Source organism: Fictibacillus sp. EA-CB0309, from assembly GCF_055814265.1.
This window is the reverse complement of the sequence record NZ_CP169271.1, coordinates 275,802-293,247: the sequence shown is the minus strand read 5'-3', so window position 1 is coordinate 293,247 and position 17,446 is coordinate 275,802. Positions and strand designations below refer to the sequence as shown.

The window sequence follows — 17,446 nt, the reverse complement described above, 5'->3', positions numbered from 1 at the left end:
TGTACATCAGAGGAAACAACTGCTGAAATAGGATGATTCGAAGAGATAAGGGGGTAAATTGGTTGGAAAACATCAACGACCTATGGTCCAAAGCACTTTCTGCTATTGAGACAAAAGTCAGTAAGCCTAGCTTTGAGACTTGGTTAAAATCAACAACAGCGCATGCGTTACAAAATGATACGCTTGTGATCACTGCGCCAAATGAGTTTGCCCGTGACTGGCTGGAATCCAGATATGCTGGCATCATTTCTGAAACGCTGCTGGACGTAACAGGCGCAGCACTTGACGTGAAGTTCATCATTCCACAAAATCAGACAGATGTAGACTTGGATCTGGAACTTTCAATGAAAAAAGCCCCAAAAGCAGCAAATGAACCTCACGAAGAAGTTTCTCAAAGTATGTTGAATCCTAAATATACATTTGACCGGTTCGTTATCGGATCTGGAAACCGTTTTGCCCATGCCGCTTCATTAGCTGTTGCGGAAGCACCGGCTAAAGCTTACAACCCGCTTTTTATCTATGGTGGTGTTGGTCTTGGGAAAACTCACTTAATGCATGCGATCGGCCATTATGTATTGGAACATAATCCTGGGGCTAAGGTAGTTTATTTATCATCCGAAAAATTCACGAACGAATTCATTAACTCGATTCGTGACAATAAAACGGTTGAATTTCGCAACAAATTTCGCAGTGTGGACGTGCTTCTAATAGATGATATTCAATTCCTTGCGGGAAAAGAACAGACTCAAGAGGAATTTTTCCATACATTCAATGCACTTCATGAAGAAAGCAAGCAGATTGTCATCTCGAGTGACCGGCCTCCAAAAGAGATTCCGACACTTGAAGACAGACTTCGCTCGCGGTTTGAATGGGGACTTATTACAGATATTACTCCGCCAGACTTAGAGACACGGATCGCCATTCTGCGTAAAAAAGCGAAAGCTGAAGGTCTGGATATACCGAATGAAGTTATGCTTTATATCGCAAATCAAATTGATACGAACATTAGAGAACTTGAAGGTGCACTTATTCGTGTAGTTGCTTATTCTTCTTTAATTAATCAAGATATGAACGCAGATTTAGCAGCAGAGGCATTAAGGGATATCATTCCATCGGCAAAACCAAGGACATTGACGATCCATCATATTCAAGAAGTAGTCGGCAAGCATTATAACATTAAGTTAGAAGATTTTACGGCTAAAAAGAGAACAAAATCCGTTGCTTTTCCAAGACAGATCGCAATGTATTTATCTCGTGAGCTTACAGATAACTCTTTACCTAAAATTGGTGAGGAATTTGGAGGGCGTGACCATACTACCGTTCTTCACGCTCATGAAAAGATCTCAACTCTGCTGATTACCGATCATGTTTTGCAAAAGAAAGTGCAAGAGATTCACGATCAGCTTAAATCAAATTAAATAAACAACACTGAATACTGTGAATAACTACAGTTACTTTACGCACAGTCTGTCCACATGTGGATAGGCTGTTCTATCTTTGTTTTCTGGGGTTATCCACACATTCACAGCGCCTAGTACTATTACTACTATTTTTTTAAAAGATTTTAATAAATATCAGGGGGCAAAACAATGAAAGTTAAGATTCAATTAAACCAGTTGATCGAAGCTGTTCAAGATGTCATGAAAGCTGTATCATCCCGAACTACAATTCCGATTTTAACGGGAATCAAAATGGAAGTGACGTATGATGGTGTACATCTGACTGGTAGTGATTCTGATATTTCTATTGAACGACTGATACCGGTTGAAGAAGGCGATCTTGTACATATCGAAGTGAAACAAGAAGGAAGTGTCGTGCTTCCAGCGCGTTATTTTTCGGAGATCGTTAAAAAGCTGCCGAATGACTCTGTTGAAATTGAAGTTGGAGAACGTTTTGAAACAACGCTTCGTTCTGGTGCTTCTGAATTCAGTCTGTTAGGTCTTGATCCAGAAGAATACCCTAGATTACCGCAGATTGAAGAGAACTTAGTCTTTGAAATTCAAAGTGATCTGTTGAAAACGATGATCCGCCAAACTGTCTTTGCGGTGTCCGCCTCAGAAACACGCCCTATCTTAACAGGCGTGAATTGGACGTTATCTGATGGTGTGCTGAACTGTATTGCAACAGATAGCCATCGACTGGCAGAGCGCAAGATGCCGATCGATTCACAAGCAGAAGAACTTTCTTTTCAGAATGTAGTCATTCCTGGTAAGAGCTTGAACGAACTTTCAAAGATTCTTGATGAGTCTGCTGAAAAAGTACAGATCGTTGTAACGAATAATCAGATTCTGTTTAAAGCGGAAAACATCTTGTTGTTCTCCAGACTATTAGACGGCAACTATCCTGATACATCGAAGTTGATTCCTTCTGAAAGCAAAACGACATTCGTATTGAAAACGAAGGAATTTTTACAAGCGATCGATCGTGCCTCTCTATTGGCGAGAGAAGGAAGAAACAACGTAGTCAAATTAGCGACACTCGATAACCAAACCATCGAGCTTTCTTCAAACTCTCCTGAGATCGGTAAAGTTTTTGAACACATGATCGCAGAAGAAATTGAAGGGGAAGAGCTGAAGATCTCGTTCAACGCAAAGTACGTGATGGAAGCTCTTAAAGTGATGGATTGCTCTGAAATCAGCATTCTATTCACAGGTGCTATGAGACCGTTCCTCATCCAGCCTGTATCAGATGACACGATTCGCCAGTTAATCTTACCTGTAAGAACTTACTAAAATATAAAGCTGCCGGAATCACCGGTGGCTTTCTTTTCTTTCTAAGTCCTTCGTTTTTTGGAGAGACTAGGACTAATAGGTTTTTGATTTTGATTACTGTTATTTATTTTTCTTTTTACTTCTCTTCTATGACTAATTGATTGGAGCGCAAGGTGCGAGACTCCTGCGGGACAAGCGGTCAGGTGAGACACTTAAAGGCGCAAAGCGGCTCACCGCCTGCCCCGCGGAAAGCGAGCAACCTGGAGCGGAAATCAATCTCTTTCAAAGCAATCAGAACCAACCAGGAGGTTTTATAAATGGAAAACGTAAAGATCAACACCGAATTCATCACACTTCAACAGCTCTTAAAAACTACCGATGTCATCCAATCGGGAGGAATGGTAAAATGGTATTTAGCAGAACATGAAGTTCTTGTGAACGGAGAACATGAAACACGCCGAGGTAAGAAACTATATGCGGGTGATGTCGTGTCCATTCCAGACGTAGGAGAGTTTAAGGTAACAACGGAATAGGGGGAATCCCTTTGCATATTGAAAAGCTTCAACTTAGGAATTACCGGAACTATAAAGAACAGTCTCTTGTATTTGAGAATAAGGTCAATGTTTTTCTCGGTGAGAATGCCCAAGGGAAAACAAACGTCATGGAATCCATCTATGTTTTGGCCATGGCTAGATCCTATCGAACGGCAAAAGATAAAGAGTTGATAACTTGGGACGAAGAATATGCTAAAATAGAGGGTAGCATCAAAAAGAGAAACAGTTCTTTTGATTTAAGCCTCGTCATCTCACAAAAAGGAAAAAAGCGAAAATCAGCCGCATTGAACAGAGACGATTAACAGATTACGTCGGACATCTTAATGTGGTTATGTTTGCACCTGAGGATCTCAATCTTGTAAAAGGCAGTCCACAGGTGCGTCGTCGTTTTATTGACATGGAAATCGGCCAGGTTAACGCTGTTTATTTAAATGACCTTTCTGTGTACCAAAAGATTTTGTCTCAGCGAAACTCTTTATTAAGAGAGATGTATCGCAACAAAAGTCCGGAAAATATGACGATGCTTGAGATCTTAACCGAACAGCTTATCGATAAAGCGGCCAGAGTAACGCTGAAACGCATGAAGTACATGGAAAAGCTTCAAAGTTGGGCAGAGCCAATCCATCATGGAATATCCAGGGGCTTGGAAACTTTAAAAATTCATTACAAACCGACTATTGAGGTATGTGATGAGCTCGACTTGTCGAAAATGATAGAAGCGTTTCATCTGAAGTTTGGTAAAATAAAAGAAAAAGAGATTGACCGGGGAACTTCTCTATTCGGTCCTCATCGGGATGATTTGCTGTTTTCTGTTAACGGAAAAGACGTACAGACATTCGGATCTCAAGGGCAGCAGCGTACGACTGCTCTCTCTTTGAAGCTTGCTGAAATTGATTTGATTCATTCAGAAGTCGGAGAATACCCGATCCTCCTCTTGGACGATGTGTTATCTGAACTAGATGATTTCAGGCAATCTCATCTTTTAAATACGATTCAAGGGAAAGTACAAACCTTTGTTACAACGACTAGTGTGGAAGGAATACATCACGAAACACTGGAGAAGGCCGCAACATATAAAGTTCATTCAGGCTCTATAGAACGTTTGAAATGAGGTGAGGACATTGCTTCTGCATTTAGGTGATGAAGAAGTTATTCATTCTAAAGATGTACTGGCAATCTTGGATATCAATGCATTAAAGGCTTCTGAATTAGCTAAGGAGTTTCTTAAAAAGCATGAAAGCAATCAGACATTAACTGATCTTAGCGGGAATGCTGCAAAATCCGTAATCATAACAGACAAAACGATCTATTTATCTCCTCTTTCTGCCTCTACGTTAAAAAAGAGAGCCTCTGATCGCCTCGAACTTGAAAATGGCTGGAATATAAAATAAAGGTTTTATAAATAAAGCGTTTTTAAACCGGAATGAAGGTGAACGAATTGACGACTGAACAACAGTTAGAACAACAGCAAAATTATGATGAAAGTAATATCCAGGTACTAGAGGGTCTTGAAGCCGTCCGTAAACGTCCTGGGATGTATATTGGTGCCACAAATGTACGTGGATTACACCATCTTGTATGGGAAATCGTGGACAACTCGATCGATGAAGCGTTAGCGGGATATTGTGACACGATTCGAATTACGATCGAAGAAGATAACAGCATCACGGTAGAAGATAACGGACGTGGTATCCCTGTTGGTATGCATGAAAAGATGGGAAGACCAGCACTGGAAGTTATCATGACGGTTCTCCATGCCGGAGGAAAGTTTGGCGGCGGCGGATACAAAGTGTCAGGAGGACTGCACGGTGTAGGTGCATCTGTAGTTAATGCTCTTTCTACGATGCTTGAAGTTACGGTTTCCCGTGACGGAAAACTGCACTATCAATCTTATGAACGCGGTGTACCGACTGCAGATCTGAAAGTAATCGGTGAAACAGACAAAACAGGTACTCGTACTCACTTCAAACCAGACCCTGAAATTTTCACAGAATCATTAGAATATGATTTCCCGACTTTATCTAACCGTATTCGAGAATTGGCTTACTTAAACCGTGGTCTTCGCATCATCGCAGAAGACAAACGCGGTGAAGAGCCTGTTACAAAGGAATACCACTATGAAGGCGGAATTAAATCTTACGTGGAACACATTAACCGTACACGTGAAGTGCTGCATGAAGAACCAATCTTCGTTGAAGGCGAAAAGGACGGCATCTCTGTTGAAATTGCCTTCCAATACAACGACAGCTATGCAAGCAACATCTATTCTTTTGCTAATAACATTAATACGCATGAGGGTGGAACACATGAGTCCGGTTTTAAAACAGCCCTTACACGCGTGATCAATGATTATGGCCGTAAGAATAATTTGTTTAAAGATAACGATACGAACCTGACGGGTGAAGACGTGCGTGAAGGTTTGACAGCGATTATCTCAATCAAACACCCAGATCCACAGTTCGAAGGTCAAACGAAAACGAAACTCGGAAACTCTGAAGCAAGACAGATAACAGAGTCAATCTTCACTGAGACGTTCTCATCTTTCATGCTGGAAAATCCGGTTGTAGCTAAATCGATCGTTGAAAAAGGAATGATGGCGCTACGTGCACGTGTCGCTGCCAAAAAGGCGCGTGAACTAACACGCCGTAAGAGTGCATTAGAAGTATCTTCCCTGCCTGGTAAACTTGCAGACTGTTCTTCGAAAGATGCAAGTATTTCTGAAATTTACGTGGTTGAGGGTGACTCTGCCGGGGGATCTGCGAAGCAGGGCCGTGACCGTCACTTCCAAGCGATTTTGCCTCTTCGCGGTAAGATCATTAACGTTGAGAAAGCTAGACTGGACAAGATTCTCTCTAATAATGAGGTTCGTGCCATCATTACAGCACTAGGTACAGGAATCGCTGAAGAATTTGATATTACAAAAGCTCGTTACCATAAAATTATCATCATGACGGATGCCGATGTCGATGGCGCGCATATCCGTACGCTGCTTTTGACTTTCTTTTACCGGTACATGCGTCCGATCATTGAACATGGTTATATCTATATTGCTCAGCCGCCACTTTATAAAGTGCAGCAAGGGAAACGTATAGAATATGCCTACAATGATAAAGAACTTGAAAAATTGTTGGCTGAACTTCCGCAAGTTCCTAAGCCTCAGCTTCAGCGTTATAAGGGTCTTGGTGAGATGAATCCTTCCCAGCTGTGGGAAACGACAATGGATCCTGAGACACGTACATTGCTTCAAGTGGAAATGAAGGATGCGATGGCTGCTGATGAAACATTCGAGATCTTAATGGGTGACAAAGTAGAACCGCGCCGTGATTTTATCCAAGAAAATGCGCAGTACGTTAAGAATTTGGATATCTAATTAAGAATGTTTCAGTACTTCCTTTATGTGCTGAAACTTAAATTTAGAAATTGCTGAAGCTGGACAAGGTCCAGTTTCGGTTCGTTTAAGCTCAAATTAGGGGCTTTAAAAACCTGTTTTGAAGAGGTTATGGAGGTAAAACGAATGTCTGAAATGGAACGTTCCCGGATTAAAGAAATAAATATTAGTACGGAAATGCGTGCATCGTTCATGGATTATGCCATGAGTGTTATTGTCAGCCGAGCATTGCCAGATGTACGTGATGGATTAAAGCCAGTTCACCGACGTATTCTTTACGCTATGAATGATCTTGGCATGACTGCCGACAAGGCATATAAAAAGTCTGCTCGTATCGTTGGTGAAGTAATCGGTAAGTACCATCCTCACGGCGACTCTGCTGTATACGATACGATGGTTCGTATGGCACAGGATTTCAACTTCCGCCACATGCTGATTGATGGCCACGGTAACTTCGGTTCGGTCGACGGCGATGCTGCGGCAGCGATGCGTTATACTGAGGCGCGTATGTCTAAAATCGCCATGGAAATGGTGCGAGACATCAACAAAGACACGATTGGTTACAAAGATAACTATGATGGATCTGAACAAGAGCCCGTTGTACTACCTGCCCGTTTTCCAAATTTGCTCGTAAATGGTGCCGCTGGGATCGCGGTTGGTATGGCAACGAACATTCCGCCGCATCAATTAGGTGAAGTGATTGATGGTATTTTAGCAGTGAGTGAGAACCCGGATATTACGATTCCTGAATTGATGGAAATCATTCCAGGCCCAGATTTTCCGACGGCAGGTGAGATCCTAGGGCGTGAAGGAATTCGTAAAGCTTACACAACTGGAAGAGGTTCCATCATTATCCGCGCAAAAGCTGAGATTGAAGAGATGCCTAGCGGAAAACAAGCGATTATCGTAACGGAACTTCCTTATCAAGTAAATAAAGCTCGTTTGATCGAAAAGATTGCAGAGCTTGTTCGCGACAAGAAGATCGAGGGAATCACGGATCTTCGTGATGAGTCTGACCGTAACGGTATGCGTATCGTCATGGAAATACGCCGTGATGCGAATGCAAATGTTATTTTAAATAATTTATATAAACAAACAGCTCTTCAGACAAGCTTTGGTATCAATATGCTTGCACTTGTTGATGGGCAGCCAAAAGTTCTCAACATAAAAGAATGTCTTTATCATTACCTGAAGCATCAGCAAGTTATTATCCGACGCCGTACGGAATTTGATCTTAAGAAAGCTGAAGCAAGAGCTCATATTTTAGAAGGTTTGCGTATAGCACTTGATCACTTAGATGAAGTCATTGCACTGATCCGTTCCTCAAGAACGACTGACATTGCTCGTGAAGGTTTAATGGAGAAGTTTGAATTAAGCTATGAGCAATCTCAAGCCATTTTAGATATGCGATTGCAGCGTTTAACAGGTTTAGAGCGGGATAAGATTGAGAACGAATACAACGATCTAGTTGCTTTAATTACTGAATTAAAAGCAATCTTAGCAGATGAAGAGAAAATTCTTGAAATCATTCGTACAGAGCTGATTGAGATCAAAGAGAAGTACGACAACCCAAGACGTACGATCATTTCTGTTGGATTTAATAGTATCGAAGACGAAGATCTTATTCCTCGTTCAAACATCGTTATAACATTAACGAACAAAGGCTACATCAAGCGTCTTCCTATTTCCACTTATCGTTCACAGCGCCGTGGAGGAAAAGGGATTCAAGGAATGGGCACGAGTGAAGATGACTTTGTCGAGCAGTTGTTTACGACAAATACGCATAACTATATTCTATTCTTCACGAATAAAGGGAAAGCTTATAGGCTAAAAGGCTACGAGATTCCTGAATACGGAAGAACAGCAAAAGGAATACCGATCATCAACTTGCTGCAGATTGAACAAGGTGAGACCATTTCAGCTGTAATACCGGTTGAAGATATGGAAAGTGATGAAATCTACCTTAACTTCATGACGAAGCAAGGAATCACGAAACGTTCTCCATTATCAGCGTACAGCAACATTCGTAAAGGCGGACTTTTTGCGATCAACCTTCGTGAAGAGGATGAGCTGATGGGCGTTCGTTTAACAGATGGAACGAAGGATATCATTGTAGGAACGAAGCAAGGTATGTCGATTCGTTACCAAGAAACAGATGTTAGATCTATGGGCCGAACAGCTACAGGTGTTAAAGCTATTACCCTAGGTGATGACGATGCTGTTGTAGGAATGGAAGTCTTGGATGAAACACAAGACATCTTGATTGTAACGGATAGAGGGTATGGAAAACGCACACCTATGAGTGAATACCGACTTCAATCACGTGGTGGTAAAGGGATTAAAACCGTAAACATCACTGACAAGAACGGTCCAGTTGTAACATTAAAGACTGTTACAGATGAAGAAGATCTAATGATCATTACTGCTAAAGGGATTATTATTCGAATGAACATTTCAGGCATCTCTCAAATGGGACGTAACACACAAGGTGTTAGACTGATGACCATGAACGATTCAAACCACGTAGCAACCGTAGCTGTTGTAGAGCGTGAAGAAGAAACAGATGAGATCTTAGATGAAAATGGTGAACCGATCGTCACTGAAGTTGAAGCAGAAGCACCAACTGAGGAAACCGAAGGAACATCGGATGCAGAGTCAGCAGAAAACGAAGAGAATAACGAGTAATTTCTTAAAAGAGGAAAATGAGTATACATTTTCCTCTTTTTTATATGTAAAATGAAAGTAAGCATTTCCAAATAAAAGGAGCATCACGTATGAAGATTAAAACGAGTCAAGCAAAGATCGGTCAGATGATGGTTCAGGATGTATTCTCCATGACTAATCAGCCAATCGTTAACAGAAATACTATTTTGAATTCAGAGCATCTGCGCGTGCTGACTCGTTTTCAAATTGAAGAGATAGATGTTTTAAATGAATCAGGTTCAGGCACCACCCTTACGAATAGAAAAAAAGATTCATCTATTAAAGGTGATGCAGGCAAATCCGAAGAAAAAGCACTTAACATGAAACCAGAAGAAACAACGTTTGCAGGATTGTATCTTCAAACCGTAAAGCGCTATAAGCAGCTTTTTACAAATTGGCAATCTGGCAGTCCAGTCGACATGCTTGAAGTACGTCAAAGTGTTCTTCCTGTTCTTGAGAAAGGATCGAACGTTCCTCGGGAGATTTTGCTGCTGCATCACTACGCTACTAGTGCCGACTATATTTATCATCATGCGGTCTCTGTCGGTATTTTAAGCACGTTCTTAGCTAAAAAGCTGAATTTTTCAAGCGGCGATTGCATTCAGATCGGTTTAGCTGGCGTGCTCTCGGATTGTGGAATGGCAAAAGTTCAGCCTACTCTACTAAAAAAGAGTGGATCCTTAACAACGCTCGAGTTTGATGAAGTAAAGAAGCATACGATACATGGTTACAATATGCTTAAAAAGATTCCATCTATTAAAGAAGGTGTTCTGCTGGGAGTACTGCAACATCACGAAAGAGCAGATGGGTCTGGCTACCCGTTAAAAGTACAAGGAAACAAACAGCATCCTTTTAGTAAAGTTCTTGCGGTTGCAGACGTGTACTTAGCTATGACTGCTGAACGGCCATACCGAAGCAAGCAATCTCCATTTAAAGTGCTTGAGATGATGATGAAGGATCAGTTTGGAAAGTTTGATCATCAAGTCATTTCCGCATTGTTAGCGGGACTTTCCACTTTCTCTGTCGGAAGCCGTGTTAGACTAACAAACTATGATGTCGGTGAAATTGTATTTATAGAAGAAAGCCAACCGACGAGACCGATGATAAAACTAGACTCAAACGGTGAGATCATTGCACTGAAGAACAGGAACGACCTCTTTATTGAAGAGCTTTTATCATAGGATAGAAGCTTTTTTATTTTGGGTATTGCCACGGGTTGGCAACCGTGGTAAACTAATCAAGCTGTCTAAAGAACAGCACTTCATAAACTGCTAGCACGCTTAAATGTTTCACAATGAAATGTTTTTAAAAAAGTTAAAGAAAGTTATTGACTCTAGTGCTTCAGCGTGGTATATTATTAAAGTCGCCAAAACAAAACGGCGAACGAAACACACAGTTCTTTGAAAACTGAACAAAAGAAATAGGTAAGGAATTAAATTAATTCCGTCAGTTTTAAAATCGAGCAAGACAAACACTTTTATGGAGAGTTTGATCCTGGCTCAGGATGAACGCTGGCGGCGTGCCTAATACATGCAAGTCGAGCGAATGAAGAGGAGCTTGCTCCTCTGATTTAGCGGCGGACGGGTGAGTAACACGTGGGTAATCTGCCTGTAAGACGGGGATAACTCCGGGAAACCGGGGCTAATACCGGATAATAAGAAGAAACGCATGTTTCTTTTTTGAAAGTCGGTTTCGGCTGACACTTACAGATGAGCCCGCGGCGCATTAGCTAGTTGGTGAGGTAACGGCTCACCAAGGCGACGATGCGTAGCCGACCTGAGAGGGTGATCGGCCACACTGGGACTGAGACACGGCCCAGACTCCTACGGGAGGCAGCAGTAGGGAATCTTCGGCAATGGGCGAAAGCCTGACCGAGCAACGCCGCGTGAGCGATGAAGGCCTTCGGGTCGTAAAGCTCTGTTGTTAGAGAAGAACAAGTACGAGAGTAACTGCTCGTACCTTGACGGTACCTAACCAGAAAGCCACGGCTAACTACGTGCCAGCAGCCGCGGTAATACGTAGGTGGCAAGCGTTATCCGGAATTATTGGGCGTAAAGCGCGCGCAGGCGGTCTCTTAAGTCTGATGTGAAAGCCCACGGCTCAACCGTGGAGGGTCATTGGAAACTGGGAGACTTGAGTGCAGGAGAGAAAAGTGGAATTCCACGTGTAGCGGTGAAATGCGTAGAGATGTGGAGGAACACCAGTGGCGAAGGCGGCTTTTTGGCCTGTAACTGACGCTGAGGCGCGAAAGCGTGGGGAGCAAACAGGATTAGATACCCTGGTAGTCCACGCCGTAAACGATGAGTGCTAGGTGTTGGGGGTTCCACCCTCAGTGCTGAAGTTAACACATTAAGCACTCCGCCTGGGGAGTACGACCGCAAGGTTGAAACTCAAAGGAATTGACGGGGGCCCGCACAAGCAGTGGAGCATGTGGTTTAATTCGAAGCAACGCGAAGAACCTTACCAGGTCTTGACATCCTTTGACCACTCTAGAGATAGAGCTTTCCCCTTCGGGGGACAAAGTGACAGGTGGTGCATGGTTGTCGTCAGCTCGTGTCGTGAGATGTTGGGTTAAGTCCCGCAACGAGCGCAACCCTTGACCTTAGTTGCCAGCATTCAGTTGGGCACTCTAAGGTGACTGCCGGTGACAAACCGGAGGAAGGTGGGGATGACGTCAAATCATCATGCCCCTTATGACCTGGGCTACACACGTGCTACAATGGATGATACAAAGGGTTGCAAAGCCGCGAGGCCAAGCCAATCCCAAAAAGTCATTCTCAGTTCGGATTGTAGGCTGCAACTCGCCTACATGAAGCCGGAATTGCTAGTAATCGCGGATCAGCATGCCGCGGTGAATACGTTCCCGGGCCTTGTACACACCGCCCGTCACACCACGAGAGTTTGTAACACCCGAAGTCGGTGGGGTAACCCTTTTGGGAGCCAGCCGCCGAAGGTGGGACAGATGATTGGGGTGAAGTCGTAACAAGGTAGCCGTATCGGAAGGTGCGGCTGGATCACCTCCTTTCTATGGAGATTATGAAACAGCTTCGACTGTTTCGTAAGTACACCTATTCTTCTTTTGTTCAGTTTTGAGAGAACTAAATCTCTCGATTTCATATGTTCTTTGAAAACTAGATATCGACATCCAAACAATATGCAAGGCAGATAGATATTTATCTGCGCCAAGCAAGAATCTTTGATGTGTAAACATCATATAAGGTTAAGCTAGAAAGGGCGCACGGTGGATGCCTTGGCACTAGGAGCCGAAGAAGGACGGGACGAACACCGATATGCCTCGGGGAGCTGTAAGTAAGCATTGATCCGGGGATTTCCGAATGGGGGAACCCACCATCCGTAATGGGATGGTATCCATATCTGAATACATAGGGTATGAGAAGGCAGACCCGGGGAACTGAAACATCTAAGTACCCGGAGGAAGAGAAAGCAAATGCGATTTCCTGAGTAGCGGCGAGCGAAACGGAATCAGCCCAAACCAGAGGGCTTGCCCTCTGGGGTTGTAGGACACTCTACATGGAGTTACAAAGGAACGAAGTAGGTGAAGCGGTCTGGAAAGGCCAGCCAAAGAAGGTAACAGCCCTGTAGCTGAAACTTCGTTCTCTCCTGAGTGGATCCTGAGTACGGCGGGACACGTGAAACCCCGTCGGAATCCGGGAGGACCATCTCCCAAGGCTAAATACTCCCTAGTGACCGATAGTGAACCAGTACCGTGAGGGAAAGGTGAAAAGCACCCCGGAAGGGGAGTGAAATAGATCCTGAAACCGTGTGCCTACAAGTAGTCGGAGCCCATTAACGGGTGACGGCGTGCCTTTTGTAGAATGAACCGGCGAGTTACGATCCCGTGCAAGGTTAAGTTGATAAGACGGAGCCGCAGCGAAAGCGAGTCTGAATAGGGCGACATAGTACGTGGTCGTAGACCCGAAACCGTGTGATCTACCCATGTCCAGGGTGAAGTTCAGGTAACACTGAATGGAGGCCCGAACCCACGCACGTTGAAAAGTGCGGGGATGAGGTGTGGGTAGGGGTGAAATGCCAATCGAACACGGAGATAGCTGGTTCTCCCCGAAATAGCTTTAGGGCTAGCCTCGCGGCAAGATTCCTGGAGGTAGAGCACTGATTGGACTAGGGGCCCCCACAGGGTTACCGAATTCAGTCAAACTCCGAATGCCAGAGAATTATCCGCGGGAGTCAGACTGCGAGTGATAAGATCCGTAGTCAAAAGGGAAACAGCCCAGACCATCAGCTAAGGTCCCAAAGTATACGTTAAGTGGCAAAGGATGTGGAGTTGCCCAGACAACCAGGATGTTGGCTTAGAAGCAGCCACCATTTAAAGAGTGCGTAATAGCTCACTGGTCGAGTGACTCTGCGCCGAAAATGTAACGGGGCTAAACGTATCACCGAAGCTATGGCTTGTACCGTATGGTACAGGGGTAGGGGAGCGTTCGAAGTGCAGCGAAGTCAGACCGGAAGGACTGGTGGAGCGCTTTGAAGTGAGAATGCCGGTATGAGTAGCGAAAGACAAGTGAGAATCTTGTCCATCGAAAGCCTAAGGTTTCCTGAGGAAGGCTCGTCCGCTCAGGGTTAGTCGGGGCCTAAGCCGAGGCTGAAAAGCGTAGGCGATGGATAACAGGTTGATATTCCTGTACCACCTCCTTTCCGTTTGAACAATGGGGGGACGCAGTAAGGTAGGGTGAGCGCACTGATGGAATAGTGCGTCTAAGCAGTTAGGCTGTTGGGTAGGCAAATCCGCCCAACGTGAAGGCTGAGCTGTGATGGCGAGGGAAATTTTAGTACCGAAGTCCCTGATCCTACACTGCCAAGAAAAGCCTCTAGTGAGGAAAGAGGTGCCCGTACCGCAAACCGACACAGGTAGGCGAGGAGAGAATCCTAAGATGATCGGGAGAACTCTCGTTAAGGAACTCGGCAAAATGACCCCGTAACTTCGGGAGAAGGGGTGCTCTGATAGGGTTTATCGCCCGAGAGAGCCGCAGTGAATAGATCCAAGCGACTGTTTAGCAAAAACACAGGTCTCTGCGAAACCGCAAGGTGAAGTATAGGGGCTGACACCTGCCCGGTGCTGGAAGGTTAAGAGGAGGGGTTATCCTTACGGAGAAGCTCTGAATTGAAGCCCCAGTAAACGGCGGCCGTAACTATAACGGTCCTAAGGTAGCGAAATTCCTTGTCGGGTAAGTTCCGACCCGCACGAAAGGTGTAACGACTTGGATACTGTCTCAACGAGAGACCCGGTGAAATTATAGTACCTGTGAAGATGCAGGTTACCCGCGACAGGACGGAAAGACCCCATGGAGCTTTACTGCAGCTTGATATTGGATTTTGGTACAGCTTGTACAGGATAGGTAGGAGCCTGAGAAGCCGGAGCGCCAGCTTCGGTGGAGGCGTCGGTGGGATACTACCCTGGCTGTATTGAAATTCTAACCTTGAACCGTGATCCGGTTCGGAGACAGTGTCAGGCGGGCAGTTTGACTGGGGCGGTCGCCTCCTAAACAGTAACGGAGGCGCCCAAAGGTTCCCTCAGAATGGTTGGAAATCATTCGCAGAGTGTAAAGGCACAAGGGAGCTTGACTGCGAGACCTACAAGTCGAGCAGGGACGAAAGTCGGGCTTAGTGATCCGGTGGTTCCGCATGGAAGGGCCATCGCTCAACGGATAAAAGCTACCCTGGGGATAACAGGCTTATCTCCCCCAAGAGTCCACATCGACGGGGAGGTTTGGCACCTCGATGTCGGCTCATCGCATCCTGGGGCTGAAGTAGGTCCCAAGGGTTGGGCTGTTCGCCCATTAAAGCGGTACGCGAGCTGGGTTCAGAACGTCGTGAGACAGTTCGGTCCCTATCCGTCGCGGGCGCAGGAAATTTGAGAGGAGCTGTCCTTAGTACGAGAGGACCGGGATGGACACACCGCTGGTGTACCAGTTGTTCCGCCAGGGGCATAGCTGGGTAGCTACGTGTGGACGGGATAAGTGCTGAAAGCATCTAAGCATGAAGCCCCCTCAAGATGAGATTTCCCATCACGTTAAGTGAGTAAGACCCCTTAGAGATGATGAGGTTGATAGGTCTGGTGTGGAAGCGTGGTGACACGTGGAGCTGACAGATACTAATCGGTCGAGGGCTTATCCTTAAAAAGCATAAACGTTTGGAAACGTCGTATCTAGTTTTGAGAGAACATACTCTCTAATTTCATAAATCATGGTTAACGTCATGATAGGTCTAGTGATGATGGCGAAGAGGTCACACCCGTTCCCATACCGAACACGGAAGTTAAGCTCTTCAGCGCCGATGGTAGTTGGGGGTCTCCCCTGTTAGAGTAGGACGTCGCTAGGCAAATGAGGAAGATGGATGAAGATCCATCTTCTTTTTTTGTGTTTGGAAAAGATAATGGCAGCAGAAAGAAGAGAAAAAAGGTGGTTTGGCGGATGCCAAACTTCTGATTGAAGGTAACTGGGTGTGGAAGGCCAGAGGGTATAGAGTTGGTTTTGTTTGTCGAGATTTAGCGAATGGCCTTTATTTATGCATTTAGACTTAATTTAGGTTCGTTCCGACTTAATTATCTCTTGTTTTAATCGAATATGGCTTAAAACGACTTAATTATTGTTTGGAGATACCCCGCCCTGTATCCGCCATTTGCTTATTCCAGTCCTCGAAACCGCATTGCAATACACATACTCCAAGAAAAACAGTCTCACAATTTATTAAAAAAGGAAGAAGATGGCTGCATCCATCTTCCAGCACGTTATATTCTTAAGCAAAAGCTTTCAAAAATCCAATCAAAAGCAACTCTAGCAGCTCTTACAACCACCATCCAAGCCAAAGTCTCACCAAATCCACCCCTGATCTAGCCCTTCAAAACCACCAACCCCACACAATTACGAGGTAATCTTCATTTTATACGAGGTAATGGAGATTATATCCGTAGATAAGATCCATAATTACGTATATAAAAAAATTTATCCGATTTTCGATACCCTACACCAATAACTATCAAATCCTAGCGCATCCGAGCATTAGCTCCATCCTCAGCACCCATTCACTTTGTGCACAAACATAACACCACCACTTAATTCCTCAACTGCAGCATTACCCCAAAAAGATACGGCATTTTGTGAGCGGTGATGTTTAGGAATTGTTTAATATAGGGTAATTCTTCTGAAGTATACGTATGGAAGAGTTCACTCCACCATTCAGTATCGTATCTGCTCAGCATACTTAAGTTGTAAAGAATCACATAGTGAACCATGAACTCGTTTAGTTCTGGAGAATGTAACATATCCCTGTTCACAGGCAAGTAATACGTTTCCTCAAAAAGGTGATAAGATAACGGAAAGCAATCAAAAGGTTTTAACGTTTCCTTTGATTGAAGGAGAAATCCAGAATGGTCGTCATTCCAATCAACCGAAAATTTTGATGAGAACAATGAATTCGTATATTCAAGAAATCTTTCTGCTGACATATGTAGATGGTCGTTCGATTTCGTGGGAAGAAAAAATATCTTCTCATTTTCCTTACGCAACTTAATGAGATTTACGTTACCGTTCATTTGTTTGAAAAGGGGACCTAGTTCAGGTAATGTTTGTAGCAACTGGATCATCGTGAATTTTTCACCTTCCACGTGTTTCATGTGAAATAGTTTTTCACAAAAATGATTGAACAGCCCAGTCTTTTGTACTTTCACTTCATCGTAAAGAAATTCATAACTCCTCTTTTTCCTTTTTCTTGTGGAGAGTCCGTGTGCTAATACGGCACTCGAATCTGGATAATCAGGATCTGCACACAATATACTTGCCTTCATGAGTTGAGTCATGCCGTAAAACAGAAGGACAGGCTTTAATTCCATAGGTGCTTGATCTGCTAATTGATAATATTTTTTTCCGTGTTCAATATAGTAAATAAATCCATATGTGTTATCGAAACTTTTTCCATTGCTGTCTTCCATGTTCTGTTTTTCGTATTGCTTGCTTAGAAAATGCTGAGTTTTTTGAGAGGAAAAGAACATATCAAACAGAGTCCACGTGTCATGTTGCATCATCATTTGTTACACAATCCTCTCTTTATAAATT

The 17,446-nt window shown here is 44.0% G+C and carries 9 protein-coding genes, 3 rRNA genes and 1 pseudogene; 12 read left to right on the top strand and 1 reads right to left on the bottom strand.

Annotated elements, in window-relative coordinates; all coding sequences use genetic code 11:
• The first annotated feature begins 62 nt into the window (after positions 1–62).
• From dnaA to rrf, 12 genes and pseudogenes are all read left to right on the top strand, one after another.
• Positions 63–1,418 (top strand): chromosomal replication initiator protein DnaA, encoded by a 1,356-nt coding sequence (gene dnaA / locus ACEWFH_RS01800; RefSeq protein ID WP_473725876.1) that lies wholly within the window; start codon positions 63–65, stop codon positions 1,416–1,418.
• A 171-nt stretch (positions 1,419–1,589) separates the two neighbouring features.
• Positions 1,590–2,732 carry a DNA polymerase III subunit beta gene (dnaN, locus tag ACEWFH_RS01795; protein ID WP_473725875.1) on the top strand — a complete coding sequence of 381 codons (1,143 nt, stop codon included), beginning with the start codon at positions 1,590–1,592 and terminating at the stop codon, positions 2,730–2,732.
• A gap of 152 nt (positions 2,733–2,884) precedes the next feature.
• On the top strand, positions 2,885–3,028 hold the full coding sequence (locus tag ACEWFH_RS01790) for a hypothetical protein (RefSeq protein WP_473725874.1): 144 nt from the start codon (positions 2,885–2,887) through the stop codon (positions 3,026–3,028).
• Positions 3,029–3,244 carry a S4 domain-containing protein YaaA gene (gene yaaA / locus ACEWFH_RS01785; protein WP_066244167.1) on the top strand — a complete coding sequence of 72 codons (216 nt, stop codon included), beginning with the start codon at positions 3,029–3,031 and terminating at the stop codon, positions 3,242–3,244.
• Positions 3,245–3,255: 11 nt separating this feature from the next.
• Positions 3,256–4,376, top strand: a pseudogene (gene recF / locus ACEWFH_RS01780) (DNA replication/repair protein RecF).
• Between the two features lie 10 nt (positions 4,377–4,386).
• A complete protein-coding gene (remB, locus tag ACEWFH_RS01775; protein ID WP_473725873.1) occupies positions 4,387–4,656 on the top strand; it encodes an extracellular matrix regulator RemB in 270 nt (89 codons plus the stop codon).
• A 32-nt stretch (positions 4,657–4,688) separates the two neighbouring features.
• Entirely contained in the window at positions 4,689–6,635 is a 1,947-nt protein-coding gene (gyrB, locus tag ACEWFH_RS01770; protein WP_473725872.1) for a DNA topoisomerase (ATP-hydrolyzing) subunit B, read from the top strand.
• Positions 6,636–6,779: 144 nt separating this feature from the next.
• Complete coding sequence (gyrA, locus tag ACEWFH_RS01765; protein ID WP_473725871.1) at positions 6,780–9,338, top strand: DNA gyrase subunit A; 2,559 nt, start codon at positions 6,780–6,782, stop codon at positions 9,336–9,338.
• 89 nt (positions 9,339–9,427) lie between these two features.
• Complete coding sequence (locus tag ACEWFH_RS01760) at positions 9,428–10,537, top strand: HD-GYP domain-containing protein (RefSeq protein WP_473725870.1); 1,110 nt, start codon at positions 9,428–9,430, stop codon at positions 10,535–10,537.
• A 295-nt stretch (positions 10,538–10,832) separates the two neighbouring features.
• Positions 10,833–12,381: ribosomal RNA gene (locus ACEWFH_RS01755) — 16S ribosomal RNA — on the top strand.
• A gap of 193 nt (positions 12,382–12,574) precedes the next feature.
• A 23S ribosomal RNA gene (locus tag ACEWFH_RS01750) occupies positions 12,575–15,510 on the top strand.
• Positions 15,511–15,598: 88 nt separating this feature from the next.
• Positions 15,599–15,713, top strand: a 5S ribosomal RNA gene (gene rrf / locus ACEWFH_RS01745).
• The 16S, 23S and 5S rRNA genes sit together here, the layout of an rRNA operon.
• Positions 15,714–16,446: 733 nt before the next feature.
• Here the strand turns inward: rrf and ACEWFH_RS01740 are convergent.
• Positions 16,447–17,418: a YaaC family protein gene (locus ACEWFH_RS01740; RefSeq protein ID WP_473725869.1), complete on the bottom strand. Its 972-nt coding sequence runs from the start codon at positions 17,416–17,418 to the stop codon at positions 16,447–16,449.
• Positions 17,419–17,446: the final 28 nt, after the last annotated feature.